This window comes from Marinobacter sp. F3R11, from assembly GCF_003318275.1.
Taxonomy (GTDB): domain Bacteria; phylum Pseudomonadota; class Gammaproteobacteria; order Pseudomonadales; family Oleiphilaceae; genus Marinobacter.
This window is the reverse complement of the sequence record NZ_QOCH01000003.1, coordinates 19,402-44,536: the sequence shown is the minus strand read 5'-3', so window position 1 is coordinate 44,536 and position 25,135 is coordinate 19,402. Positions and strand designations below refer to the sequence as shown.

The following is a 25,135-nucleotide window of genomic DNA, read 5'->3' as shown; positions in this document are numbered from 1 at the left end:
CCTTATGCGCCTTCATGCCAAGGTTCTTTTAGTTGTGGTTCCCCTGGCTGTGATTCCACTAATGATTCTGGGATGGCTGGCCTATGACCAGTTACGTTCAAGCGCGGTAGAGCGCAGTTCCAGCCAGATGACAGCGTTAATGGATCAAACGGCGCGCAGCTTTCAGATGCATCAGGACGTTGCAAAGGCTAATGCCAGACTGTTTGCGGATGCCTCGCTGATGCGCGCGTATGCGCTGACGGAAGATGAGGAAGAGCGGTATGTGTTAATGCTGCCGTCCCTGCTGAAGCTGTTTTTCAGCTATCTGCATGCCTATCCAGATTACACCGAAATTCGTTTCCTGCTACCGGACGGCTACGAGGATGCTCGTGCCACCTTGATGTCAATACCAAACGCTGCTGAAGACGAAGGCGATACACCTTTCTTTCAGGAGCTCAGCCGCTTTGAGGGCGAGACATTTGTCCAGATTTCCACTCCCCCGGATAGCCATGGGGTATCGCTGCAGGTCGCGCGACCTGTCCGGTTGATTGATCCGGTTACTCAGGATCCCCTCAATGGCAGCCCGATATTGCGAGGTTATCTGGTCGTCACTATGAGTCTGGATTTCATGGCGGAACAGATAGCTGTGAGCCGGATTGGCGAAAACGGCCATACACTTGTCGTCGATGAACGCGGCAGGATCCTTTTTCATCGTGACCCGTCCCAACTGGGCCAGCATATACCGGCGTCGCTGATGAACAGGATCCTGGGTTCAGAAGAACCTGAGCAGCTTATGCCGGTTCTTTTTCAGGAGGCGCAGAGTCTGTTGGCAACCCGGCGCCTGAACGAAGACTTGCTGCTGATCGGGGTATTGCCGGAGCGGGAGCTCCTCGCAGAAAGCCAGCGGCTGGGAAATATTGTCGTATGGATTATATTCGGCACAGTTGTATTGATGGTGATAGCGCTGTTGATGGCGATGAATACCCTTATCGTTCGTCCATTGAAACAGTTAAAGGGAGCCGTCCGAGAGATCGGTCATGGAAATCTGTCACCGGAGATCGGGCTGTCGGCCAACGATGAGTTGGGACAGTTGGCGAGGAGCTTTCAGGAAATGGCGGGCAGTCTGGAAAGCTCGCGTGTCAAGGTGGAGCGGCTGGCCTACCACGACAGCCTTACTGGCCTGCCTAACCGGTTCCGGGCCCATGAAAATCTGCGCCATATGATCTCTCTTGCCCATTGCAAGGGAGCCAAAATGGCGGTGCTATTCCTTGATCTGGATAACTTCAAACGGGTTAATGACACCCTTGGGCATCAGGTGGGGGACCAGCTTCTCAAGGAAATGTCAGCCCGTCTCACCTCGGTTTTACGGGCTGAAGATTTTATCTGCGAGGAGGTGCTTCAGAATGCCTCGCACCTTCTCGCTCGCCTGGGCGGTGACGAGTTCGTTGTACTCTTGCCCAGAATCAGTGGAACTCAGGATGCCGCCAAGGTTGCCGCGCGCATTCTGGATCTCATGAAGGTGCCGTTCCATTTTGATGGTCAGGAAATATACAGCAGCACCAGTATTGGAATCTCGTTGTTTCCTGATGACGGTACCGAGGTGGATGATCTGATCAAGCGTGCGGATGCCGCTATGTATCAGGCCAAGGAACAGGGGCGTAACAATTTCCAGTTCTATTCCGCTTCATACAACCTTGCGGTATTTGACCATATTTCACTGGAGGGTAGGCTCAGGCGTGCTATAGAAAACAGCGAATTAGAGCTTCACTATCAGCCGTTGGTGGAGGCAAAAACCGGTAAGGTTGTCGGACTGGAGGCTCTTCTGCGCTGGAACGACCCGCTGGAGGGAATTATTTCTCCGGACCGATTTATCCCCATTGCGGAGGATAGCGGTTTGATTCTGCCTATTGGCGAATGGGTTCTGCGCGAAGCCGGGCGTCAATTACGTATATGGCAGGCTGCAGGGCTTGGCGATGCCAGTGTTTCTGTCAATGTTTCAGCCATACAGCTACAGCGCCAGGACCTGTTCACGATTGTCAGTGAAGTATTGGACGACAACGATCTCGCTCCCTGGCAACTGGAGCTGGAAATCACAGAAACCGCGCTGATGAGAATCAGGCCGGAAGTGATCGGTGAACTGGATGCGTTACGTCAAAAAGGTGTGACAATTTCACTGGATGATTTTGGTACCGGATACTCGTCCCTCAGCCTTTTGCAGGAGCTGCCTATAGGCAAGCTCAAGATTGATAAAACTTTTGTGCGGGACATGCTCGTGGATCCCAAGGATGCAGCCATCGTATCGGCTGTTCTGTTTATCGCAAAAAGCCTGGGTCTCCGCTCCACTGCCGAGGGCGTTGAGACCCCGGAGCAGGCAGTTCGTTTGGCTGATGAAGGTTGTGGCCAGCTTCAGGGTTACCTGCTATGCCGGCCATTGCCTGTGGCCGAAATGACGGAGTTTCTACAGAGTCGAAAAGCAGAAAACATACTTCAGTCAGTACTGTAACCAAGGATGCCCCTCAGCCCACCCATGAGAGAGGTATCGGATTGTTGTAGTGGCAAGATATACAAAAATTATATCGGATGTATATAAAGTATATATAGTGGCTTCTTTTTTGAGATGGTATCTTGCCCTCCCGGTGTTTTGCCGCAGCGGTGTTCTTGCCGGATAGTTCTTCTGCAATGCTCGGTGCGTCGAAGGACCCGATAGTGATTTCCCAACGCCGTATTGCCGGAACGCCATACCGGCGTGACGCGCGGATAGCCTCTTGCGGCTGAAACCTGTCTTGTTTTGCCCTGATCGATACAACCGTCCTTTTAGGGCATTTATTTTCTGTATTTCCCTGCCCCTTTGATGGGCAGTTTTCGTTAATTCGCAATAAGTGTGGAGGCCGCAATGGCGCTTGATCAAGAAACTCTGAACCAATTCATCGAGAGCGTGCGCCGTTATGTGCGGGATCGCCTTATACCGCTGGAGATGCAGGTTGCGGAAGAAGACCGTATCCCCGAAGAAGTGATTGATGAAATGAAGGAAATGGGCCTGTTCGGTTTGTCCATTCCAGAGGAGTTCGGGGGGCTGGGCCTGAGCATGGCTGAAGAAGTGGCCATTATCCAGGAAATGGGATACACCTCGCCGGTGTTCCGTTCCATGTTCGGCACCAACGTTGGTATTGGCTCCCAGGGTATTGTGATTGATGGCACTCCTGAGCAGAAAGCCAGATACCTGCCCAGGCTGGCCACAGGAGAGTTGATTGGTTCGTTTGCTCTCACCGAGGCCGATGCGGGTTCTGATGCCGGCTCGGTTATGACCAGTGCTCGTCGCGACGGTGATGATTATATTATCAACGGAAGCAAACGCTTTATCACTAACGCTCCCCGTGCCGGGGTGTTCACCGTGATGGCAAGAACCGGCACTCGTGAAGAAGGCGGCCGGGGAGTGTCTGCATTCCTGGTGGATGCAACGCTGCCAGGTATATCACTGGGCAAGCCCGATAAGAAGATGGGGCAGAAAGGAGCACATACCTGTGATGTTATTTTTGAAAACGTGCGGGTACCGGCGGATGCGCTGATCGGTGGCAAGGAAGGCCAGGGTTTTAAAACCGCGATGAAGGTGCTGGACCGGGGACGCCTCCACATAAGCGCCCTGAGTGTGGGTACCGCCAGGCGTCTGATTGATGAGAGTGTTAACTACGCCACTCAACGCAAGCAATTCGGAACTGAAATCAGCAACTTCCAACTGGTGCAGGCAATGCTTGCTGATAGCCAGACAGAGTACTATGCCGGCAAGTGTATGGTCGAAGCGACAGCGCGCTCCTACGACGCCGGTGAACCTGTTTCCCTGAATGCGGCCAGCTGCAAATTGTACTGCACTGAAATGGTAGGTCGCGTTGCTGATCGCGCCGTGCAGGTTCACGGTGGGGCAGGTTATATCAGTGAATACTGTGTCGAGCGTTTTTACCGGGATGTGCGCCTGTTCCGCTTGTACGAAGGCACTTCTCAGATCCAGCAACTGGTTATTGCCAAACAGATTATCCGTAACGCCCAAAACACCCTTTGATCTAGGAGACCCTTATGTCAGGCCCATTGTCAGGTATTCGAGTACTTGATTTATCCCGCGTTATGGCAGGCCCCTGGTGCACCCAGATCCTCGCAGATCTGGGTGCCGAGGTTATCAAGATCGAGCGACCGGGCCTGGGTGATGACACCCGTCACTGGGGGCCTCCCTGGTTCAAGGATGCACAGGGCAATACCACCAAACAGTCAGCCTATTACCTTTCCGCCAACCGGGGAAAACACTCGGTCACCCTGGACATCGGCAGTCCGGACGGGCAGGCGATTATTCGGGAGCTGGTTGCAGAGTGCGACGTGCTGGTTGAGAACTTCAAAACCGGAGGACTCGACAAAAAAGGTCTGGGATATTCTGACCTGTCCAAAATCAACCCCGGTCTGATTTACTGTTCTGTCACCGGGTTCGGTCATACCGGCCCGATGGCGGCGGATGCGGGCTACGACTATCTGATTCAGGCACAGTCCGGGCTGATGAGCATTACCGGTGTCCCCGATGGCGAGCCTGGCGCAGGCCCGATGCGAGTGGGAATGGCGGTAGCCGATCTGACCACCGGTATGAACTCCGTGATTGCAATCCTGTCAGCTGTTCATCACCGCACTAACACCGGTGAGGGGCAGCACATCGACATGGCGCTGCTGGATGTGCAGGTCAGCTGGATGGCTAATCAGGCCCTGAATTATTTCTGCAGCGGAAATGTGCCCGGGCGCACCGGAGAGTATCACCCCAATCTTGCTCCCTATCAGCCATTCCCCACCAAAGACGGGAAGGTCATCATTGCCGTCGGGAACGATGGACAGTTTCAGCGTTTGTGCGAGGCAATGGGGCGGACCGAGCTGGCGGAAGATCCACGCTTTGTGACTAACCCACAGAGGGTCCTCCACAGGGAAGAGCTGGTCGGCAAGCTGTGCGAGACCACTCGTACCAGAACCAGCCGGGAATGGATGGATTGCCTGGTCGGAGTGCATGTCCCCTGTGGTCCCATTCAGAATCTTGCGGAAGTCTTTGAAGATCCCCAGGTGCAGGCCCGCAACATGAAAATCGAGCTGGAGCACCCTCAGCTGGGGAAAGTGCCGGGGATCGCCAACCCGATCAAGTTTTCCAAAACCCAGCAAGTCTATCGCAAAGCGCCCCCCCTGCTGGGAGAGGATACAGATGCGGTCCTTCAGCGTTTGCTGGATAAGTCTCCGGAAGAAATTGCATCTTTGCGGGCCAGAGGCGTTCTCTAGTTTATCCGCTGCATGCTCTTCAATTATTTCCATCTCCGGAAGCCGCTGCGCAGAGCGCGGCTTCCGCTATTCAATCCAGGAGGAGAACCCTCTCCATGTTGGTTTCTTATCGTCGAGTTGATGAACTAGCCGTTATCAGTATTAATAACCCGCCGGTGAATGCCCTGTCTCACGGAGTGCGCAAGGGCGTTCTTGAGGCCATCACCACCGCACAGACAGACGACTCCAAAGCCATTGTTATTCTGTGCGAAGGCCGCACGTTTATCGCTGGTGCCGACATCAGCGAATTCGGCAAGCCGATCGAAGAGCCTTCTCTGCCCCAGGTAAACGCAGCGATTGAAGACTCCGCCAAACCAGTGATCGCAGCAATACATGGCACCGCCCTGGGTGGTGGCTTTGAATTGGCACTGAGCTGTCATTACCGCTGCGCGCTAGACTCTGCAGCGGTTGGACTGCCTGAGGTCAATCTTGGGCTTTTACCCGGCGCGGGAGGGACCCAGAGGGTACCCCGGTTGATTGGCGTGAAGGCTGCTCTCGATATGATCACCAGCGGGCAGAAAATAAGCGCTCAGAAAGCACTGGAGCAGGGTCTGATTGATCGTGTGTTTGATGGTCAGGTTGAGGAATCGGCGCTGGCATATGCCCGTGAACTGATAACTGCGGGCGCCGGGCCAAGGCGTATTAGTGAAATTGCCATTCCGCAGGAGAGTTTCGACAGCGAAGCGTTTGATGCATATCGCAACCTGCTTCGTAAGCGCAAACGTGGGCAGGAAGCGCCTCAGCGTATTGTTGACTGCATCGAGGCTGCGATGGAGAAGTCGTTTGATGAGGGGCTGGTTTACGAGCGCTCCCGCTTTGTCGAGTGTTGTCAGTCGGAGCAATCGGCGGCTTTGCGGCATATCTTCTTTGCTGAACGTCAGGCACCTAAAGTGCCAGGGCTTGATAAGGCCGTCGCGCCCCGGGCCATTGATCGCGTGGCTATCATTGGTGCCGGCACCATGGGTGGTGGAATTGCCATGTCCTTTGCCAATGCAGGTATCCCTGTGACCCTGCTGGAACTGAACCAGAAGGCTCTGGATGCAGGCCAGGCGCTGATTGCCAGGAACTACGCCACCACTGTCAGCAAAGGCAAGCTATCGCAAGAGCAGGCAGTTGCCCGTCAGGGTTTGATCAGCGGCACCACGGATTACGAAGATCTGGCGGATGTTGACCTGGTGATCGAAGCCGTTTTCGAAAGCATGGACGTGAAGAGGCAGGTGTTTGGCCGCCTTGATCAGGTCTGCAAAGAGGGCGCTATTCTGGCGTCGAACACCTCGTATCTGGATGTCAACGAGATTGCTGCAGCGACCTCGCGCCCTCAGGATGTTGTGGGGTTGCACTTCTTCAGCCCGGCGAACGTTATGCGTCTGCTTGAGGTTGTACGCGCAGACAAGACTGCGGAAGATGTTATTGCCACGGCTATGGCTCTGGGCAAACGCATAGGCAAGGTGCCGGTGCTGGCGGGTGTTTGCTACGGCTTCATTGGGAACCGGATGTTGAGGCAATACGCGCGCGAAGCCCAGCTTTGCATGATTGAGGGTGCGGAACCCGGTCAGATTGATGGTGTGCTGACCCGGTTTGGCATGGCCATGGGCCCGCTGGCCGTGGGCGATCTTGCGGGCCTCGATATCGGGTACAAGGCACGCCAGGCGCTGACGGATGAGCAAAAGGGTGATCCCCGCAGCTATTGCATTGCCGATGCGCTGGTTGAAATGGGCAGACTGGGGCAAAAGACAGGCGCCGGATACTATCGTTACGACCCTGATACCCGTGCCCGCTCAGCGGACCCGGAAGTTCTTGCTGTTATAGAAGAGCAGGCAAAGCTACAGGGTGTAGAGCGTCGTGTGCTCAGCGATGAAGAGATTCTGGACCGGCACCTGATGGCTCTGATCAACGAAGGTTTCCGTATTCTCGAAGAAGGCATTGCACAGCGTCCGGGCGATATTGACGTTGTGTATGTTCACGGTTATGGCTTTCCTTCCTACCGGGGTGGCCCCATGTTTTATGCCAGTCAGCGCGGACTGAGCGCCGTGTACGAGCGTATCGAGAGCCTGCATAAAAGCACTGGCGAGGCGCACTGGGCCCCGGCCCCCTTGCTGACAGAACTGGTCAGAAATAACCAGACTCTGGGTGACTGGATGGCTAAAAAGAACTGAGATCTGGGCCCATAAACCGGGGGTTTGGTACAGATGCCAGCCCCTGGTCCGCCTTGAGGGCAGGTGGCTTGCATAGCCGATTCGTCGCTGTCATTATCCGCCGCTTCGAGCAACCAACCAGTTATCAAATGGTTGCTGAGGCTAATTCGGAAGGGATGAATCAGGGTGAGTCGCCAGAATACGGATGCTGCCGGTGCAGACAAGGAGTTCCTGTCAACGTTTGCACGCGGGCTTGAAGTCATACGATCATTTGACACAGAAACTCCATCAATGACGCTGTCGGCAGTTGCGGAAAAAAACAACTTGTCGAGGGCGTCTGCGCGCCGTTTTCTGCTGACATTGCAGAAGCTGGGCTATGTCTCTCAGAATGACAAGAAATTTGGTCTGACTGCCAAAGTTCTTGAGCTTGGATACTCTTACCTTGCGACTCTGGATTTCTCGGAAGCGATTACGCCCGTTATGGAGGAGGTCTCATACAAGCTTGGTGAATCCTGTTCGGCACAGGTGCTCGATGGTGTCGATATTGTCTATGTTGCCCGGATTCCCCGCCGTGGTCTGATTCCACTTAACCTTCAGATTGGAGCCCGTTTGCCCGCCTACGCCACTTCTGGCGGGCGTATTCTTATGTCGGCACTGCAGCTCCCTGAGCTGGATGATCTCATTGAAAAAACGCATTTTGAAAAACTGACGGCTTATACCAAGGGGCCGGATGCCTTGCGAGCAGAGCTGAAAAATATTCGCTCTGATGGCTATGCCATTGTGGACCAGGAGCTGGAGCTGGGGATGCGCGCGCTTGCGGTGCCGGTGCTGGACCGTCGCGGAACAGCCCGGTTTGCACTTAACTCCAGTAGCCATGTCAGCTCGGTCTCAAAGGATCAGATTATCCGGGAATATGTGCCGATAATGCAGCAAGCTGCCCGGAAACTTACCGACCTCCTGCCCTGAATCCCGGCAAATACGTAGCTGGCGACTCATTTTCCCTGAAGCTGTTGGCTGAATCAGGGGGAAAAAATCTTGCACCTTGTTTATGAATATGTGAGATTACGTCCGCGAGCAATTAGCGAACATAAGTTCGATAAGCGAACAGGTATTGTTACCGAGTAGGATAACCACAAAAATGATGAAATTAATGAAAAGTCGAGTGAAAACTAAGATTCTGTGCTCTCTGGCTGCTGTATCACTGTCTTTGGGCGGGTTGGCGCAGGCTGATGAATGGCCGGAGGACAATATTCGTCTGGTGGTTCCCTATTCTGCTGGTGGTACCACGGATCTGTTGTCCCGAAAGGTAGCTGATTTGCTGCAAAAAGAGCTGACCACCGTCGTTGTCGAGAACCGTCCTGGTGCCGGATCTACAGTGGCAACGGGTCAGTTGGCGCGTGGTGGGCGTGGTTCAGATCATATGTTGTTGATGGCCTCCCCCGGCCATACGATCGGCGCGTCCCTGTATCCGAACCTGCGTTACGATCCGGTGGCTGACTTTGCCTTCGTACGCAACGTGATCAATATTCCGAACGTGATGGTTGTGCCGGGCGACAGCCCTTATAACACTGTTGCTGAATTTGTAGAGGCTGCCCGTGAGCAAGAGCTGTCTTTCAGCTCACCTGGTATCGGCAGCTCGGTTCACATGTCAGGTGAACTGTTCAAGAACCTGACCCAGACCAAACTGGTTCATGTACCCTTCCGTGGTTCAGGTGAGGCGCTTCCAGCTCTGCTGTCAGGTGATGTGGATGTGGCGTTTGAGAATATGCCGACGGTTTATCCCCACATTCAGTCAGGCAAACTCAAAGCACTGGCGGTGACGACCCCGACTGCTTCAGAGTTTTTGCCAGACGTACCACCAATGCAGGAAGCAGGCAAAGGTTATGGCCTTGAGACCTATGAGACCTCGGCCTGGTTCGGTTTGATTGCGCACAAGTCTTTCCCGGAAGAAGGGATGGTCAAGCTTCAGGCAGCTCTTGATAAGGTTATGGCGGGAGAGGACTTCCAGAAGTTCCTGCCACAGTTTGGCGCAGAAGCCGGAACAGTCGTGGGAGATGACTTCCGTGATTTTGTTCAGAGCGAGTTGAAAAAGTGGTCTGACGTTGCAGAGAAAGCAAATCTGAAACGTTGATACAGGCTGGTTTCGGGGCGGGCTTATCCAATCGGTAGGCCCGCCCTTTTCTTTGAGGCAGAACGGCATACAGGGCCTAATCATGGAAAAGTCTGAACTGCAATTCGGCGCGGCCAGCGAGTCCCATTGTGGCAGGTGTAACCCGAACTCGATTCTGGGGGGCATTTTTTCTGTTCTGGCTGCGGGCTTCTTGTTTTACGTTGTTCCCACACACATCGAAATACCTGCTCATATGCAGCACCCGCTGTTGTCTCCACGATTTTTACCCCAGCTTGCGGGTTGGCTGGTGTTGGCACTTTCGATTCTTCTGATGATTGATGGTCTGGTCAAACCACCTAAGCGGACTGAAACAGACGAGTTCCGCCGTGGCGTTCCAATCGTTCGCCAGCTGTTGATGGTTGCCGCCGGGGTTGTTTACGTTCTGTTTTTTGAACAGCTTGGAGCCATTGGCAGCGGTGTGCTTGCCTGCGTTCTGCTGTTTCTCGCAAGTGGTCTGCGCAACCTTTGGGTGTATGCCCTGGCGATCGTCTTTCCCGCCGTCGTGACCTTGCTGTTTATTTATGTGCTCAATGTTCCTCTTCCTCCCGGAACGCTTTGGGAGTCGCTCTCCCTGATCTGAACCGCGCGCCTGATTATTGGGAGTGCATGCAGATAACGACGTCAGTCTGTTATCAGGTATTACGTATTTGGGTTGCTCAAAATGGAAAACTTTTCTGAAGTTCTGACGCTCTTTCTGAGTGTTGATAATTTTTTTGCCATTGCGGTGGGGGTTCTTGTCGGTGTCGTCGTAGGTGCCATCCCGGGGCTAACGGCCACAATGGCAGTGGCACTGGCTTTGCCATTTACCTTCTCCATGGAACCGGTTACAGCCATTCTGCTGCTGGTAGGTATCTATAAAGGTGGAATGTACGGTGGTTCGATTACTGCTATTCTGATCCGCACACCGGGGTCCCCGGCATCCGCCTGTACGCTGCTGGATGGCTACCCCATGGCGCAGCAAGGCAAGGCCAAGAAAGCCTTGAAAACGGCGTTGTACTCATCCGTAGTGGCGGATATGATTTCCAATATTGCCCTGATCTTTTTTGCGTCCTACCTGGCGAAAATTGCACTCAACTTCGGCCCACCAGAATATTTCTGGCTCATCTGTTTCTCGCTGACCATCATTGTTTCTGTATCTGGCAGCTCGGTAGTCAAAGGCCTGATTGCAGCTGGCCTGGGCATCATTGTTTCCACCATTGGCCTGGATGCGGTTTACGGCACTCAGCGGCTGACCTTTGATAACTACAACCTGATGGACCGGGTATCCTTTATTCCACTGCTGATTGGTCTGTTTGCGATTCCTGAGGTGATTGAGTTCTACACATCCAGGGTCGCTCCGCACATTCGTACTGCGGTCAGCGGAGCATCGCTGACATGGCAAGAGTTCAAGGGCCTGTTGAAAACCATCGTTCGCGGTAGTCTTATCGGCGTTATCATCGGCGCGATTCCCGGTACGGGCGCTACCTCGGCTGCGTTCATTTCCTACAGCGAAGCCAAGCGCACGTCTTCCCGTAAAGCCAATTTCGGCAAGGGTGAAATTGAGGGTGTTGCAGCAGCTGAGTCCGGTAACAATGGTGTTGCGGGCGCGACACTGATTCCATTGCTCTCTTTGGGTATTCCGGGCGATGTGATCACGGCCATCATTCTGGGCGCATTCATGATTCACGGCCTTACACCGGGCCCGGTTCTGTTCCAGGAAAACCTGACGCTGGTCTATGCGTTGTTCTGCGGCATTATGGTCAGCTCTTTTGTGCTTGTATTTGTTGGTAACGCGGCTATTCGTTACTTTTCTCTTATCGCTGACATCCCCAAAACCATCCTGTTGCCCATCGTATTGATGTTCTGTATCTATGGGGCCTATGCGGTTAATAACAGCACCTTTGATATTGGCTTGATGCTGGCCTTCGGTGTGCTTGGTTTTGTGTTTAACCGGACAGGGATTGCTGCTGCGCCGTTCCTGATAGGCTTTATTCTCGGGCCTATGTTTGAAGATAACCTGAGACGCACCATGCTTATCAGCAAGGGTGATCTGTCGATTTTCTTCCGGGGGCCGATTACCTGGGTTTTCGTTCTTTTCACTGCCGCCTCCCTGATATTTGCGATTCGTCGCTACTGGGTGGCCAGGAAAGAAGATGCGTTGGGGTGATTGCGGTGGTCTGATCTGACAAGGCAGGGGGCAGAGACACTCTTTAGATAACTGAGGAGCCCCGGCAACACCGGGGCTCTTTGCGTTATTGCCTATACCCGTTCAATAAGGGTTGCGATTCCCTGGCCGACTCCGATACACATGGTGCACAACGCATAGCGTCCACCGGTGCGTTGCAGCTGGTGGGCGGCTGTCATGATCAGGCGGGTACCGGACATGCCCAGTGGGTGGCCGAGGGCGATGGCGCCACCGTTGGGGTTTACCCGAGGGTCATCATCGGCAATACCAAGCTCTCTCATCACGGCCAGCCCCTGTGCGGCGAAGGCTTCGTTCAGTTCGATTACGTCAATATCATCTATGCTGATGCCCTGCTTTTCCAGCAACTTGCGGGTTGCGGGTACAGGTCCTATACCCATGATGCGCGGTTCAACGCCAGCGGTAGCCATGCCCAGAATTTTAGCCATAGGCTTGAGGTTGTGTTGCTTTACGGCCTCTGCGCTGGCGACGAGCATGGCGGCGGCACCATCATTCACACCAGATGCGTTGCCAGCAGTAATGCTACCGCCTTCCCGGAACGGGGCAGGCAAGGCTGCAAGCTTGTCCAGGGTTGTACTGCGGGGGTGCTCGTCAGCGTCGAATACCAGCGCTTCCTGTTTACGGCGAGGTATCAGAACCGGCACGATTTCCTCTGCAAAAATGCCTTCGCTCTGGGCTTTGGCGGCTTTCTGCTGGGAGCGGAGTGCGAACAGATCCTGATCTTCCCGAGATACACTGAACTGTTCGGCCACGTTCTCGGCTGTTTCCGGCATAGAGTCCACGCCGAACTCTTTCTTCATCAGCGGGTTCACAAAACGCCAGCCGATGGTGGTGTCCTCAATTTTCTGGCTCCGGGAGAAACCGCTATCGGCTTTGCCCATCACGTAGGGCGCCCGTGACATGGATTCGACACCGCCTGCCAGCACCAGATCCATTTCGCCGGCGCGAATGGCGCGAAATGCAGTACCTACTGAGTCCATGCCGGAGCCACATAACCGGTTCATGGTGGTGCCCGGTACAGAAGTGGGTAGCCCGGCGAGCAGAGCTGACATACGCGCTACATTGCGATTATCTTCACCTGCCTGGTTGGCACATCCCATGATCACTTCGTCGATGGCGGCCGGATCCAGTTCGGGGGCCTGAGCCAGTACTGCTTTGAATATTTGCGCAGCCAGATCGTCCGGGCGGACACTGGCCAGGGTACCGCCAAAACGGCCGATGGCCGAGCGGCGGGGGTGGCATAAAAATACATCAGTCATAATAAACCTCAATGTTGGCCTGCATGGTGAGCCGCAGTGCGTGCTTTCAGGTTACGCAGCACCTCCAGCTCTTCGGCAGTGGGGGCGGGAGTGGTTCCGAGTTCGTCTGCGAAGCGGATCTCCCAGCCAGTTGCGTTGATCACGTCTTCGCGGGTCACGCCTGGATGTAACTGGTGCACGACCAGTTCTTTTGATTCCGGGTCGGGCTTGAGAATGCACAGGTCGGTGATGACAACAGTCGGGCCGCGTCCAATGTTGGGCAGGTTGTCCCGGGCCTTGCCGTCACGTCCAAAGCCGACGGTGGTGAGGAAGTCTACATCCTTCACAAAGGTGCGTTTGGAGTGTTTCAAAGTGATAAAAACTTCTTTCGCGTTGGTGGCTATTTCCGGAGCGCCGCCGCCACCGGGCAGGCGGACTTTCGGCGCCCGGTAATCACCAATCAGCGTGGTATTCAGGTTGGCGTAGCGATCAATCTGGGCAGTCCCCAGAAAGCCAACGCTTATGTGGCCGCCCTGCAGCCAATAGCGGAACATCTCCGGTACCGACACCGTGGTCAGGGCTGACTCGCACAGATCGCCATCGCCGATGGACAGAGGCAGAACATCCGGCCGGGTCTGGAGGGTGCCGGATTCATAGATAAGGGTGATATCAGGAGCATGCGTCAGGCGGGCCAGATTGGCGGCTTCACTGGGCAGACCTATGCCAACGAAGCAAGTCATATCATTATTCAGCGCGCGGGCAGCAGTGACGCTCATCATTTCTGAAGATGTAAAATCAAGACTCATCACTCAGCTCCTTTTTCAAATACGTTTGCTTTCATCCACGCCTGGAAGGTCTCCCGGTCACGGGCGATCCCGTCCCACTCTTTGTAAAAGGCATTGTCCCGCTCGTAGTAACCCAGAGCATAGGAAGGGCTTGCGCCTTTAGGGGCCTCGGCAATCGCAGTGATGGCCCAGGATGGAAGAACGCAGGCATTCACACCGGCACTGAGGTCATCGACGACTTCCTCAACGGTGACGATGCTGCGTTTGGCTGCCAATACCACTTCCTTTTGAATACCGATAATTCCTTCAATGAGCACGTTGCCATTGCGGTCGGCACGCTGGGCATGAATCACCGCCACATCCGGCCTAACCGAGCGTACAGCGGCCAGTTGTTCGCCGGTAAACGGACATTCGATGAACTTGATCTGGTCATTTACTTTCGGCAGGTCGCTACCAATGTAGCCACGGAGTACCGCGAAAGGCAGGCCTGCTGCGCCGGCGTCATAGGCGCAGGCCATGGCGGCGTGGCTGTGTTCGAGGATCTCGATACTGTTTGGCCATTCGTTTTCCAGCGCATCGCGCAGACGATGCAGGGAGCCAACCCCCGGGTTGCCGCCCCATGAGAAGATCAGTTTTTTGGCACAACCAGCACCTATCATCTGGTCGTATACCAGATCCGGTGTCATCCGGATCAATGTGAGGTCACGTTTTTTCTGACGAATGACTTCGTGCCCGGCGGCAAATGGGATCAGGTGAGTAAACCCTTCCATAGCTACCGTGTCACCATCGTTGATGTACCTGCTAACCGCCTCGCGCAGAGAGAGAAATTCGGCCATTACAGTGTCTCCAACCGGTTCTTTGGTGTTCGATATGTGAACATAAGTTTTATATGCGAACATCATCGCTTGATTCGATTTATATCGTCAAGGGTAAATCCTTTGTTTTTATATGGATGGCACGGATGTTCGTAATACGAACAAGCTGATACTATGCATTCCACTGTTTGAATAAATCAGGGAAGGATCCGGAATGGATGAATCGAGCCTTAAGCCGGGAGACCGGGATTTTGTAAGTGCCCTGGCTTCCGGGTTGGAAGTGCTGCAGGTTTTTGATGCTGAGCACCCGCGAATGACTCTGAGTGAAGTGGCAGCGCAAGCCAATATGGATCGCGCCAAAGCCAGGCGTTTTGTGTTAACGCTGCATGCGCTGGGGTTTGTGAAGCGGGTTGGCCGCCAGTTTGAGCTGACACCCAAAGTATTGCAGCTGGGTTATGCCTACCAGGCCTCAAACCAGTATCGTGCAGTGATTGAGCAGTTCCTTGGAGATATTACCGCCGAACTGGGAGAGTCCTCCTCACTGGGGGTTCTTGATGGCCAGGATGTGGTATACGTGGTGCGGTCAGCGGCGCGGCACCGGCTGATGGCTATTACGCTGTCCGTAGGCACACGGTTACCGGCTGTCTATACCTCAATGGGCCGGGTATTGCTCAGCCAGTTGCCGGATACGGAGTTGGACAGTTTTCTGGACAGTGCCGAGCTGACTCCCTTCACGCCTTATGCGATCAAATCCGTAGCGCCTTTAAAAGAGGAAATTCTGAAAGCCCGCTCGCAGGGTTTCGCGATTGTGGATCAGGAGCTGGATTCCGGGCTGCGATCGGTTGCGGTGCCGGTATATACGAGCCGCAATGTATTACTGGGGGCGCTTAATATCAGTACGAATGCGGCGAGGGTGGATATGGAAACCCTGATGACTGTTTATTTACCGCGGTTGCAGGATGTTGCGGCCAGAGTGAGGGCGATTGCCCAATAGGTGATTTTGTTATGGCGTGACCCGGAAAATGCCAGAGCCCGTGAAACAGGCTCAGGCACTGTGTTATCGCCCTGTGTCACACAACGGTAGGAAAAAGGACACGGCAGCGTCACTTTGGCCCGCTACTTTCGAGCAAAGTAGCGGGAACCTGAATCTATGACTTCTGCCAATAGTTTATACGCCATCGCAACGGCGATCGGCTTTTACCTTGTCTATAAAGCCCTGGTAAGACTCCAGTTGTCGCGGGCGAAACACCCTTCTCTCAGGGGGCACAGCAACTGGTCCCGTCGTGTTGCACGCATGGTCCCCTTCTTTAGCTACGATGAAGCCCGTTTTTTTGCCAGTGACGGCGCACCGGCGCCAGTGGTTCAGCAGCGCCGGAATGCAATCCGGGTAATGCAGAGTAATGCAGAGCAGCAATCCCCGGAAACCCTCGCCCGTTGTCGGGCAATCAAAAGCAGTGTGTCGGATGTGCGCTTTACCAACCGCTACCGTGTGCCCTTTCCTTATAGCGAGCAGCTGCCAGATTGTTTTCGGTCAGGTTCAATGGCGGATGAAACCCGAGGGTCGCAAATCAAGGATCTTGACGGCAACTGGCGCTATGACCTCTCCGGCTCCTATGGCGTTAATGTTTTTGGTTATGATTTTTACAAACAATGCATGGAAGAGGGCCTGGAGCTAACCAGAGAACTAGGGCCGGTTCTGGGTACTTATCACCCGTTGATTACTGAAAATGTCGATATGATTCGACAGATATCCGGGCTTGATGAAGTGTCGTTCCACATGTCTGGCACTGAAGCGGTCATGCAGGCTGTGCGACTGGCTCGGTACCACACCGGGAAAACACATCTGGTACGTTTCTGCGGTGCTTATCACGGCTGGTGGGACGGTGTTCAGCCAGGCATTGGCAACACCCGAAAGGCCCGTGATGTGTACACGCTGGCAGATCTGAGTGAGCAGACCCTTTACATACTGCGCACCCGTAACGACATCGCCTGCGTCCTTATTAATCCCTTGCAGGCTTTCCACCCCAATAGTGATGCGCCCTCGGACACAGCTCTGATTGCCAGTGACCGCACCAACGGTTTTGATAAACAGCGTTATGTGAAGTGGCTCTCGCGGGTAAGGGAAATTTGCCGTCAGCGCGGTATTGTTCTGATCTTCGATGAGGTCTTTACCGGCTTTCGGCTGGCCTACCGCGGTGCACAGGAGTTCTACGGAGTACAGGCCGATCTGGTTACTTATGGCAAAACTCTGGGTGGTGGCCTGCCTGTGGGAGTGCTGGCGGGAACTCATGCACTGATGAAGCGGTTTAAGGATGATCAGCCGGTAAATGTCTCTTTTGCCCGTGGCACCTTTAACTCCCACCCCTATGTAATGGGTGCCATGAATGTGTTTCTCAAACGAATCCGGCAACCCGATATTCAGAGGCAGTACCGGGAATCAGAAAATCTGTGGGAGCGCCGTGTTGCCAGATTCAACCAACGCCTGGAAGCAGAATCGTTGCCTCTGCGGATCACGAATATTCATTCAATTCTCTCGGTGCTCTACACAAAGCCCAGCCGCTACAACTGGATGTTCCAGTTTTATCTCCGGCAGGCCGGGCTTGAACTCAGCTGGACAGGAACGGGAAGGCTGATCATGAGCTACAGCTATAGCGATGAGGAATTCAGTGAAGTTATTGAGCGGTTCGTTGCTGCAGCCCATCAGATGCAGGCAGATGGCTGGTGGTGGCAGAGCCCGGTGTTGACCAACAAGGCGATAAAACGCCAGTTTCTGGTTGATATGCTCTCAGCCCGCTTTCCGTTCCTGGCTGGCAGTTTGCCTGGACCGCTGGTGACGCCTGCGCGCTACGCACGTCCGGCCCGGGTTTCGGACCAGGAAGATTATTCCGGAAAGGCGGGCTAAGTGTGGGGGGCAGGTGGTCTGGTGAATAAGGCAACGTCCGGTTTAACGGCGAGTGAAAAGCTGAACTTCCTGTTGACCAACCGGCTGCCCCGGCGCTGGGCAACGCTTTTCATAGGCTGGTTCAGCCGGATCGAAAGCCCTGTGCTAACGCGGATATCTATTGCTGTGTGGCAGTGTTTTGCAGACGATCTCAGATTACAGGACGCCCGGAAACGGCATTTCCGGAGCCTGAGAGAGTGCTTTACCCGACAGCTGAAGCCGGGGCTTCGACCGCTGGACCTGCGCCCTGATGTTGTATGCAGTCCATGCGATGCTGTTGTGGGGGCCTGCGGACGTATTGAGGGTAACCGGGTATTTCAGGCCAAGGGTTTCCCCTACACCCTGGATGACCTCATACCGGATGCGGCCCTTGCAGCGCGCTATCGTAATGGCCAGTTTGTGACTCTGCGCCTGAAGTCCAGTATGTATCACCGTTTTCATGCGCCCGTGGATTGTCATATTTCTCAGGTCAGCTATGTGTCCGGAGATACCTGGAACGTAAATCCGGTCGCACTTAAGCAGGTTGAAAAGCTTTTCTGCAAAAACGAGCGTGCCGTTTTGGAACTGTGGTCTGGCGACAGGAATTATAGCCTGACGCTGGTTCCGGTCGCTGCAATTCTTGTGGCAAGCATGAAGTTCCATTTTCTGCCTGAGCCGCTGGATCTGAAATATCGGGGAGCCAATCAGATTCCCTGTGATGCGAGGTTCCGGAAAGGGCAGGAAATGGGTTACTTCCAGCACGGTTCTACGATTCTTGTTTTTGCTTCAGGGCAATACCAGCGCAGCACCGGAGTCAGTGAAGGCCACCATATAAAAGTTGGTGAAGCACTGTTGACGGGGCATCCATTGCCGGGCCGGGAACGGAGCGACTCCTGCCTGTCCGAAGAACCTACTGTAGCCTTTGATACTTGAGGAAACCCCATGACATTTTTTGAGGAATTACAGAAACAGCGATGGGATGATCATCGTTACTATCACCACAACCGCATAAACCAGTGCCTGCACCTGCTAAGTGCCTGTTGTTTCCTTGTAAGCTATGGTCTGGTGTTCTTCCATCCTGCGGCAGCTGCCCTGGTAGGCTGGTTGCTGGCGATGGTGCTGCGCCAGACCGGACACTTTTTCTTTGAACCCAAGACTTATGATCAGGTAAATGACGCCAGTCATGACTATAAAGAGAGTGTGAAAGTCGGGTACAACCTGAACAGAAAAGTCGTGCTTTTGTCCATCTGGGCTGTAACACCACTGGCGCTGTATCTGAAACCCGACCTGTCAGGGCTTCTCACTCCGGCAACAGATCTGGAGGGGTTTATCAGTAACACAGCGATGGTATGGCTGTTCATCGGCGTGGGCGCAGTGCTGTTCAGAACGCTTCATCTGTTCAAACTCATGGGTCTGCAGTCGGGGCTGGTCTGGATGACCAAAATCATCACGGATCCGTTACACGATATTAAAATCTACCAGAAAGCCCCTCACTACATTCTCAAGGGTGAGATGTATGACAACATGGAAGACTGGTACGACGACCTGCCGCTGGACAACCAGGCGTGAGGTTACAAGCGTTGTTGAATCCCGACTTCTGTCGGGAGTGATTATTTGATCCTGGGTGGCGTGTCCGAAACCTCTTTTTCTTTGGTGCGCCACTTCACCCGGATTTCAACCTGTTGTTTGTCGCCCTCGTCGCTTGCCCGTACGGACACCTGTAACAGATTTCCAGGTGACAGGACCAGATCACCCTCATTTTCCTGAAACTCAAGCTGGCCCTTTTTGATCGCGCGGGCCAGGGATTCCAGCAGCTCTTTGGTTGACTGGCGATCCAGCAGTGAGTCGTGACTGAACTTGGTTTTCGACTTCATCTATTGAGCTCCCAGGAGCTGTCCGTTGTGGTTTGGCTTGAAGACTTTCGCCCTGGGGTAGTCGCAGCTGATGCCGACCACACCGCGTTTTTTATCAATCAGCGTTGCCCCTGCGCCAAAGCCGGTTAACCCTTCACGCTTTCTGGAGTTAGCATCAAGTGTAATATCAGCTTCGATGTGCAGGAGTCCCTTCTTGAGTGTAATTCGCTGGCCTGCACACTGGTTTACATGCCCCTGAACCAGTACATAAATGCCTGCCCGGGTGGTTGCTTTGGTACCCCGTTTGGTGAGAGGAAGGTCGGCAGTCCGGTATTTTGTCCGGAAGGTATTGGCAAGAGGACTGTAGTAAAAATTGAACAGATTCTGCCCCCTCAGGTTTTTATTGAATGCCCGGTTGGCATATTTGATCCCTCGCCTGGCAAGCAGTATGGCCATACGGTCATCCAGACCGGCATGCAGGAAAAGAAACGAGCCCCGTTGTTTCACCAGGCACATTTTCCTGAAAAACCAGCTGAATTCGCCAGAACGCTTCAAAAACAGTGAGCGACAAACCATGGCGGCTGCGTAGACCTGTTGAAGTGTCAGGCCGGCCGCCGCGCAATGCTGCTCAAACCTCAGAGTCTTGGTTTCCATTTTGGAAATCTCGCGGTCAATACCCTCTGCGGTCAGGAATCCGGCTGCATAGAAGGGGAAGCTCTCAAACCAGTCTTCGTCGGGAAACAAAACTCTGCGGCATTCCTCCTCTGATGGCACTCCCTTCTGCCAGTGGGAGCTTGCCAGGTATTGATCAAAGACTTCCTTGAACAGAGGCACGACTTTTCTGCCCATTCTGACGAAGAAGTGCTGGCTCCCGACGTCGTTGTCGCGCCCCAGTGAGAGCAGGCCCATGAGTAGCCGCAGGTCATGGTTGCCTGCAAGCAGGGTGACATCCGCTTTGAGCCGGTACAGGTGGGCCAGGCTTCTCAGCAGTGTCAGATTGCTTGGCCCCTTGTCCAGGCAGTCTCCGCCTACCACTATCTCTGCGCTCTTGCCGAACTTTGTCAGCACATATTCACAAGGATGGCTGCCATGTCGTTTAATCGCTCCGGCAGCAAGAAGTGACGCTTCGAAGGCATCTGCATCAGCATGGGCATCTGAAATGAATACCACAGGTTTTTTGGGCCATTCGAAACTGCTTTTCCCTGACCGCTTTATGAAGACATTGAGGGCACCGGAATCGTTGACCGAGGCCTGATCCTCGGGCCAGGCTTCCCAGCAAGTTGGCAAACGGTTCAGAACGTCAGCATGATATTTTTTGTCGCTGATTTTCGGGATGAACTTTCGCGTGGCCATGGGGTGTGCCTCTAGTCAGTGGGGTCTTTTAGCTGACGGTTTTTCCAGTTCCCATACAGGCGGGCCCAGCTTAGACCCTGCTTGCGAAAAACGACTGGATGACCGTAAAACATGCTCAGCCGTCCAATATCGCTCATTTTTATAACATTCAGATGAAAGGCGGCGTGACGAAACGAGGCGCCATGTCCTACAACTAACTGTATCAGGTTGTCCCGCTCATCCAGTGGAAGGGTTTTCAGGTGGGCGGCTACCCGCTGCCCGGCCTCCATGAGCGACTCTGCACCATCATAGGGGAGTTTGAAGTCACTGCTGGATTTCCATCCATCCGGCAGCGGATCAAAGCGAGGGTCCAGTTTTACGATTCTCTCGATTTCACTAACGCTGAGGTTGGCCAGCGCGCCGACACTGCGTTCGCAAAGTTCAGGAAAGCTGACGGATACGGGGGCTGTGAGGAAAAGCTCTTTCAGTTCCTGCCGGTAGATTTCTGCAGTTTGCCATGCCCTCAACGAGGTTGAGCAGTGAATCTCAGCCCGAAGCTGGTAACCGGTTTCCGATACCCAGTCTGCAAAACCTTGCGCCTGCATCCGGACTTCTTCAGCCCCCCCGGGGGTAAGGGGATAGGGCTGAAGGGCACTTGGCGTGTTGGCCAGTTGCTCATACTCACCATGTCTGATCAGGGCGAGTGCGGCCATCAGAGAATGCCTTGCTCATGAAAAAGAGTAATGGCGCGGTCGAAATCGACCTTTCCGGTGAGGCGCCATACCTTTACGCCTCTGAGGTTCTCTGCGTAAACGTCTGCGCCCCTGCACTGCTCAGGCGGGAAACTACCATCAGCTTTCTGGAAAAATGGGCCAGGGCTTTTGCGCAGGCCCTCAAGGGCACCGGGGGTTGCTTCGATATCTACTGCGGCGAGAACCGTTGGTTCGCAAGCCTCTAACGACCAGTCCAGTAATACAAGGTTCTTCAGATACCCGGAAAGTGCGGCTCTGTTTTCTCCATAGACCTCGGGAATCATGACGTCGTACTTTTGCTCAATATCCCACAGCTGGCTCTGTGGCATCGCATCAAACCGCTTGCGTTCGTGCTCTGGCAGAATAAACAGCAAGCGTTGTGAGTTGAGCAGAGTGCCCGGGTTTACGCGTGGATGCTTGGCTAGACCAAGAATTCGAACCTGGCCGTCTTCGGGCCTGAACAGAATCCGGTCATTGGAAAGAAAGCGAGCTTTGTCAGTCTCCAGCGCTTTCAGCATCAGCGTTGATTTTCCGCCGCCGGAGCTGGCCGCAATTGCGGTAACACCGCCGTCGATATTAAAGGCTGACGCGTGGCCCAGCAGGTAACCCTGCCTCTGCTGATAGTTGAGAAACTGGTTATTAATAAAATTGATAACCTGCGATATATGTTCGCGGAGATTCCCGAAAATCATGGGATCGGTCAGTGCCTGGAGCATGACCATGCCGGTGCGGACTTTATGAATCCAGCGTCCTTCAGGTACATCGACGTAGGCTTCCTTCAAACCGAGGGGGCTGACTTTGCTGCGTTCGACGGGCGTCCAGTTGATCCGGCCAGGATCCAGGGGGCTGTTGACCAGATAAACGCGCTGCTGTGTTGTGGCCGTTGTTGCTTCCGTTTCGGTCAGGCCGGAGAAGTAATCCCTGAGAAGGTTCAAAATCTCATTGTCATCGGCCAGCACCTTGAATGCCATGCCATGGAAGGCCAGCCGTAGTTCTGATGTGCACCCACGCCTGGCCTGAGCAATCTGTCTGTTATCAAAAAAGTCTTTCATCTGTTTTGCTCTAACTCGTTAAGAACATAACTACACAGCTTCCGGGCAGCGTCAATGCCGCATCCTTTCAAGGCGCCACTGAATCCCCCAAAAGCGGACACCTCGAAAACCACCGGCCCCTCATCCGTCAATGCAATATCTACCGTGGTAAAACTTAAATCGAAGCAGGACTGAGCCTTGCTCCCAAGTTTTATGAGGTCAGGGGAGGCTTCGTAGCTCTGGTATTTTCCACCACTGTTAATCGTGGTATTCCAGGCGCCGGCATCGCCAACCCGGGCATAGGTGCACAGGTAGTCTCCACCGAGAAAGACCATGCCCAGATCCTGCCCTCCCAGATGTACAAATTTCTGCAGGTAGAAGAGGCCATGTTCGGTCTTGAAAGCGTTCAGTTTCCGCGTATTCGCGTCTACTCCGTCTGCCGCTTCCAGCACCAGCATGCCGCGGGCTTTGGTGGAGTAAAGTGGTTTCAGGATAGCCTTGCCGAACGCCTCGATCGCGGCCAGCGCCTCTTCAGTGTTTTCCGTCACGCGGGTCGGCGGCAGAGGTACACCTCCAGCGGCCAGGGCGGCAGTGCCTTCAAGGCGATTGATTAAACGCCCCACTTGCCCGGGACTGCTGAAACAGCGTACTCCGTCTGCTTCGAGTGTGTTGAGCATGCGTATGCGATCGTCTGCTGCCGGTGAGTAGATTTCGCTTATCTTTTTGATGATCACGCCATCAAGTTCGTTCAGAACCAGCCCCCGATAACCCAGCCGCCCTGTCTCCAGTTCCAGCACCACTTCTGACATGTCGATCACGCAGCGGAATCCGGTTAATTCCTCCAGGTGGTCAGCCAATACTTCGGTTGACCATTTACCGGGCGTTCCGATGACGGCGATCCGCTTGTTAGTCACTAAAGATTTCCTCCAGGGGCAGCTTGTACTTCTCGGGTTTTTCGGGGTTCAGCAAGGTGACGGCTTCCAGCAGGTAGGTTGCCCGAAAGGCCAGGTTCTTCGCGAAACGCCTGTCATAAATGAATCGTGTTGATGTCGCAAATGAACGCGCCAGCGCAATGGCCAGCCGAACATCAAAGAATTTGTCGTTACTGGTTTTGGCGAACCTGCGCGCGAATCGATAGAGCTGACTGATCAGGTTCATCATTTCCGTACGGGAGCCGGAGTCCATAACTGGCAGGCGGTAGATCGACACCATCAGTACAGAGATGTCCTGAACGTAGTCGGAATAGGATGCCCGGTGCAGGTCAATGAAATAGATGCGATTCTGGAGTTCATCGTAGAGCAGGTTGTCTACATTGAAATCACCGTGAATCAATACAGAAAATGGCGGAGCGACTTGTTTTTCCAGGCTCTCCACCTGCCCGATCAATTGGCTGAAGTCAGGCCGTGACAAGCCGCATATGGTCTGCCCCTGGCTGAAAAGAGTAGGGTGGGTTTGTTGTGTTTCCGGCATTCGCTGACGCAGCTGTTGCATATAACCCGGCTGCGCACGTTCACGTGTCCATGAGCTTTTCCAGATTTTGCTGAGGGTCTTGGTCAGTTTGGCTAAAAGTAAACGGGCACTATCCCACTGACTGTTCAATAACAGTGATTCCAGCGTTCGTCCGGGGAGATGTTCTATGACCATTGAGCCCATTTCTCCCTCATGCCCGACATGATGGGAGATTACAGACGGAGCCACCTTCGGATAAACCTTTTTCCATTGATCGACCCCGGAGATCTCTTCAAGGACTTTGTGGGCCTGTCCTTCTTTATAAACCGCCATCACTTCGCTGGATGTGCTGTGTTCAGCCTTTAGTGCGGCGATGGTACTGCCACTGCGGGTGAGAGCCAGTCGCTGAACGCCAAAGGCCTCATTGTCTGCTGTGAGTGTGTGGGCAGCGTTTTTAAGTTGCTTGTAGTTTTGCAGCCGGACAGCTGGCCCGAAATTCGCCGCGAGCAGGGCATCTGCAATTTCGGTAAGCAGATGAGCCATTCGCCCTATCTGAAAGTGTAGTACGTGGCGGAGGTTGGAGAGGCTTGCGGGGGACTTGTCTTCCTGGCAGCCCATCTCCCGCAAGCTGGCCATTAATCTTGCAGCCCTACGCCCTGTTTTAAGGCCCTGACGAGTATTGGTATCTGCAGGGTTGATCAGGACCAGCGACAGAGATTTACGAATGCGTCGAATCAGCCTGGCATCACTGTCAAAGTGCTTGTCTGGCGAGCCCCTCAAAGCTTCGATTTGAGTGAACTCAAGACAAGCTTGTCCAAGCTGGTCAAGAAGCCGCGCCAGTCTCTCAACTGATTTTGATTGCTGAAAGTTCTGATCATCAACCCGGCTTTTCTGTACATTCATTGCAACAGCAACTTCGACTTTTTCCAGCAAAGTCTTTCTGTAACCTTTTCGGTTTATCAGGCGTTGTGCTGTGGCCTCGTTGGGCCGAGTCAAATAGACTTCAACCAACTCACAGTGGTTTTCCACTTCAAATCGCAGAAAATAGAGGTGCTCAAGAATTAATGCGTTGATGGATCGTCTCACCCTTGGTAAGAAATTTAGAGGCGAAAGCTATAATCAACCATTACGCCCTTTGGACTGCATTTTTCAAGGTTTCGCAG

General features: G+C 53.9%; 21 protein-coding genes. 12 read left to right on the top strand and 9 right to left on the bottom strand.

The window, feature by feature from the left end:
- Positions 1 to 4 precede the first annotated feature (4 nt).
- The 8 genes from DS878_RS00275 (at position 5) to DS878_RS00240 (ending at position 11,761) form a co-directional block, all read left to right on the top strand.
- Entirely contained in the window at positions 5 to 2,482 is a 2,478-nt protein-coding gene (locus DS878_RS00275; protein ID WP_113813945.1) for an EAL domain-containing protein, read from the top strand.
- 390 nt (positions 2,483 to 2,872) lie between these two features.
- Positions 2,873 to 4,033, top strand: a complete 1,161-nt coding sequence (locus tag DS878_RS00270) for an acyl-CoA dehydrogenase family protein (protein ID WP_113813944.1) — start codon at positions 2,873 to 2,875, stop codon at positions 4,031 to 4,033.
- A gap of 14 nt (positions 4,034 to 4,047) precedes the next feature.
- A complete protein-coding gene (locus DS878_RS00265; protein WP_113813943.1) occupies positions 4,048 to 5,271 on the top strand; it encodes a CaiB/BaiF CoA transferase family protein in 1,224 nt (407 codons plus the stop codon).
- A gap of 95 nt (positions 5,272 to 5,366) precedes the next feature.
- On the top strand, positions 5,367 to 7,466 hold the full coding sequence (locus DS878_RS00260) for a 3-hydroxyacyl-CoA dehydrogenase NAD-binding domain-containing protein (RefSeq protein WP_113813942.1): 2,100 nt from the start codon (positions 5,367 to 5,369) through the stop codon (positions 7,464 to 7,466).
- A 165-nt stretch (positions 7,467 to 7,631) separates the two neighbouring features.
- A complete protein-coding gene (locus DS878_RS00255) occupies positions 7,632 to 8,411 on the top strand; it encodes an IclR family transcriptional regulator C-terminal domain-containing protein (RefSeq protein WP_261977533.1) in 780 nt (259 codons plus the stop codon).
- A gap of 196 nt (positions 8,412 to 8,607) precedes the next feature.
- Positions 8,608 to 9,576, top strand: a complete 969-nt coding sequence (locus DS878_RS00250) for a Bug family tripartite tricarboxylate transporter substrate binding protein (protein WP_261977532.1) — start codon at positions 8,608 to 8,610, stop codon at positions 9,574 to 9,576.
- An 82-nt stretch (positions 9,577 to 9,658) separates the two neighbouring features.
- Positions 9,659 to 10,195 (top strand): tripartite tricarboxylate transporter TctB family protein, encoded by a 537-nt coding sequence (locus tag DS878_RS00245; protein WP_113813939.1) that lies wholly within the window; start codon positions 9,659 to 9,661, stop codon positions 10,193 to 10,195.
- 81 nt (positions 10,196 to 10,276) lie between these two features.
- Positions 10,277 to 11,761 carry a tripartite tricarboxylate transporter permease gene (locus tag DS878_RS00240; RefSeq protein ID WP_113813938.1) on the top strand — a complete coding sequence of 495 codons (1,485 nt, stop codon included), beginning with the start codon at positions 10,277 to 10,279 and terminating at the stop codon, positions 11,759 to 11,761.
- Between the two features lie 92 nt (positions 11,762 to 11,853).
- Here the strand turns inward: DS878_RS00240 and pcaF are convergent, their stop codons facing one another.
- Genes pcaF through DS878_RS00225 form a run of 3 tightly spaced genes read right to left on the bottom strand, consistent with a single transcriptional unit; the run spans position 11,854 to position 14,656 of the window.
- Positions 11,854 to 13,056, bottom strand: coding sequence for a 3-oxoadipyl-CoA thiolase (gene pcaF, locus DS878_RS00235; protein WP_113813937.1), 1,203 nt, complete (start codon positions 13,054 to 13,056; stop codon positions 11,854 to 11,856).
- Positions 13,057 to 13,064: 8 nt separating this feature from the next.
- On the bottom strand, positions 13,065 to 13,841 hold the full coding sequence (locus DS878_RS00230; protein WP_113813936.1) for a CoA-transferase subunit beta: 777 nt from the start codon (positions 13,839 to 13,841) through the stop codon (positions 13,065 to 13,067).
- A complete protein-coding gene (locus DS878_RS00225; protein ID WP_113814281.1) occupies positions 13,841 to 14,656 on the bottom strand; it encodes a CoA transferase subunit A in 816 nt (271 codons plus the stop codon). The genes DS878_RS00230 and DS878_RS00225 overlap by 1 nt, the downstream gene beginning before the upstream one ends.
- Positions 14,657 to 14,849: 193 nt before the next feature.
- On the opposite strand from DS878_RS00225, the gene DS878_RS00220 reads away from it, so the two are divergent.
- The 4 genes from DS878_RS00220 (at position 14,850) to DS878_RS00205 (ending at position 19,124) form a co-directional block, all read left to right on the top strand.
- Positions 14,850 to 15,629: an IclR family transcriptional regulator C-terminal domain-containing protein gene (locus tag DS878_RS00220; protein ID WP_113813935.1), complete on the top strand. Its 780-nt coding sequence runs from the start codon at positions 14,850 to 14,852 to the stop codon at positions 15,627 to 15,629.
- Positions 15,630 to 15,785: 156 nt separating this feature from the next.
- On the top strand, positions 15,786 to 17,537 hold the full coding sequence (locus DS878_RS00215) for an aminotransferase class III-fold pyridoxal phosphate-dependent enzyme (protein ID WP_113813934.1): 1,752 nt from the start codon (positions 15,786 to 15,788) through the stop codon (positions 17,535 to 17,537).
- A gap of 21 nt (positions 17,538 to 17,558) precedes the next feature.
- Positions 17,559 to 18,488, top strand: coding sequence for an archaetidylserine decarboxylase (gene asd / locus DS878_RS00210; RefSeq protein WP_222837412.1), 930 nt, complete (start codon positions 17,559 to 17,561; stop codon positions 18,486 to 18,488).
- 9 nt (positions 18,489 to 18,497) lie between these two features.
- Positions 18,498 to 19,124, top strand: coding sequence for a hypothetical protein (locus tag DS878_RS00205; protein WP_113813933.1), 627 nt, complete (start codon positions 18,498 to 18,500; stop codon positions 19,122 to 19,124).
- 41 nt (positions 19,125 to 19,165) lie between these two features.
- Here DS878_RS00205 and DS878_RS00200 read toward each other — a convergent pair whose 3' ends face one another.
- From DS878_RS00200 to DS878_RS00175, 6 genes are read right to left on the bottom strand one after another with little or no spacing between them, the layout of a single operon-like run.
- A complete protein-coding gene (locus DS878_RS00200; protein ID WP_113813932.1) occupies positions 19,166 to 19,429 on the bottom strand; it encodes an amphi-Trp domain-containing protein in 264 nt (87 codons plus the stop codon).
- On the bottom strand, positions 19,430 to 20,761 hold the full coding sequence (locus DS878_RS00195) for a metallophosphoesterase (RefSeq protein ID WP_113813931.1): 1,332 nt from the start codon (positions 20,759 to 20,761) through the stop codon (positions 19,430 to 19,432). It lies immediately after the preceding gene.
- 11 nt (positions 20,762 to 20,772) lie between these two features.
- Positions 20,773 to 21,453, bottom strand: coding sequence for a histidine phosphatase family protein (locus DS878_RS00190; protein ID WP_113813930.1), 681 nt, complete (start codon positions 21,451 to 21,453; stop codon positions 20,773 to 20,775).
- Positions 21,453 to 22,544: an HprK-related kinase B gene (locus DS878_RS00185; RefSeq protein WP_113813929.1), complete on the bottom strand. Its 1,092-nt coding sequence runs from the start codon at positions 22,542 to 22,544 to the stop codon at positions 21,453 to 21,455. The genes DS878_RS00190 and DS878_RS00185 overlap by 1 nt, the downstream gene beginning before the upstream one ends.
- A complete protein-coding gene (locus DS878_RS00180; RefSeq protein ID WP_113813928.1) occupies positions 22,541 to 23,437 on the bottom strand; it encodes a GAK system ATP-grasp enzyme in 897 nt (298 codons plus the stop codon). The genes DS878_RS00185 and DS878_RS00180 overlap by 4 nt, the downstream gene beginning before the upstream one ends.
- Positions 23,430 to 24,905: a phosphotransferase family protein gene (locus DS878_RS00175; RefSeq protein ID WP_148707052.1), complete on the bottom strand. Its 1,476-nt coding sequence runs from the start codon at positions 24,903 to 24,905 to the stop codon at positions 23,430 to 23,432. Before DS878_RS00175 ends, DS878_RS00180 begins: the two co-directional genes overlap by 8 nt.
- Positions 24,906 to 25,135: the final 230 nt, after the last annotated feature.

What these genes read in the sequence shown, in the direction of transcription:
- DS878_RS00215 (WP_113813934.1), top strand. Translation starts at nt 15,786, where the DNA reads ATGACTTCTGCCAATAGTTTATACGCCATCGCAACGGCGATCGGCTTT.
- DS878_RS00195 (WP_113813931.1), bottom strand. Translation starts at nt 20,761, where the DNA reads ATGGCCACGCGAAAGTTCATCCCGAAAATCAGCGACAAAAAATATCAT.
- DS878_RS00270 (WP_113813944.1), top strand. Translation starts at nt 2,873, where the DNA reads ATGGCGCTTGATCAAGAAACTCTGAACCAATTCATCGAGAGCGTGCGC.
- DS878_RS00205 (WP_113813933.1), top strand. Translation starts at nt 18,498, where the DNA reads ATGACATTTTTTGAGGAATTACAGAAACAGCGATGGGATGATCATCGT.
- pcaF (WP_113813937.1), bottom strand. Translation starts at nt 13,056, where the DNA reads ATGACTGATGTATTTTTATGCCACCCCCGCCGCTCGGCCATCGGCCGT.
- DS878_RS00230 (WP_113813936.1), bottom strand. Translation starts at nt 13,841, where the DNA reads ATGAGTCTTGATTTTACATCTTCAGAAATGATGAGCGTCACTGCTGCC.
- DS878_RS00265 (WP_113813943.1), top strand. Translation starts at nt 4,048, where the DNA reads ATGTCAGGCCCATTGTCAGGTATTCGAGTACTTGATTTATCCCGCGTT.
- DS878_RS00185 (WP_113813929.1), bottom strand. Translation starts at nt 22,544, where the DNA reads ATGAAAGACTTTTTTGATAACAGACAGATTGCTCAGGCCAGGCGTGGG.
- DS878_RS00200 (WP_113813932.1), bottom strand. Translation starts at nt 19,429, where the DNA reads ATGAAGTCGAAAACCAAGTTCAGTCACGACTCACTGCTGGATCGCCAG.
- DS878_RS00260 (WP_113813942.1), top strand. Translation starts at nt 5,367, where the DNA reads ATGTTGGTTTCTTATCGTCGAGTTGATGAACTAGCCGTTATCAGTATT.
- DS878_RS00240 (WP_113813938.1), top strand. Translation starts at nt 10,277, where the DNA reads ATGGAAAACTTTTCTGAAGTTCTGACGCTCTTTCTGAGTGTTGATAAT.
- DS878_RS00190 (WP_113813930.1), bottom strand. Translation starts at nt 21,453, where the DNA reads ATGGCCGCACTCGCCCTGATCAGACATGGTGAGTATGAGCAACTGGCC.
- DS878_RS00225 (WP_113814281.1), bottom strand. Translation starts at nt 14,656, where the DNA reads ATGGCCGAATTTCTCTCTCTGCGCGAGGCGGTTAGCAGGTACATCAAC.
- DS878_RS00275 (WP_113813945.1), top strand. Translation starts at nt 5, where the DNA reads ATGCGCCTTCATGCCAAGGTTCTTTTAGTTGTGGTTCCCCTGGCTGTG.
- DS878_RS00245 (WP_113813939.1), top strand. Translation starts at nt 9,659, where the DNA reads ATGGAAAAGTCTGAACTGCAATTCGGCGCGGCCAGCGAGTCCCATTGT.
- DS878_RS00220 (WP_113813935.1), top strand. Translation starts at nt 14,850, where the DNA reads ATGGATGAATCGAGCCTTAAGCCGGGAGACCGGGATTTTGTAAGTGCC.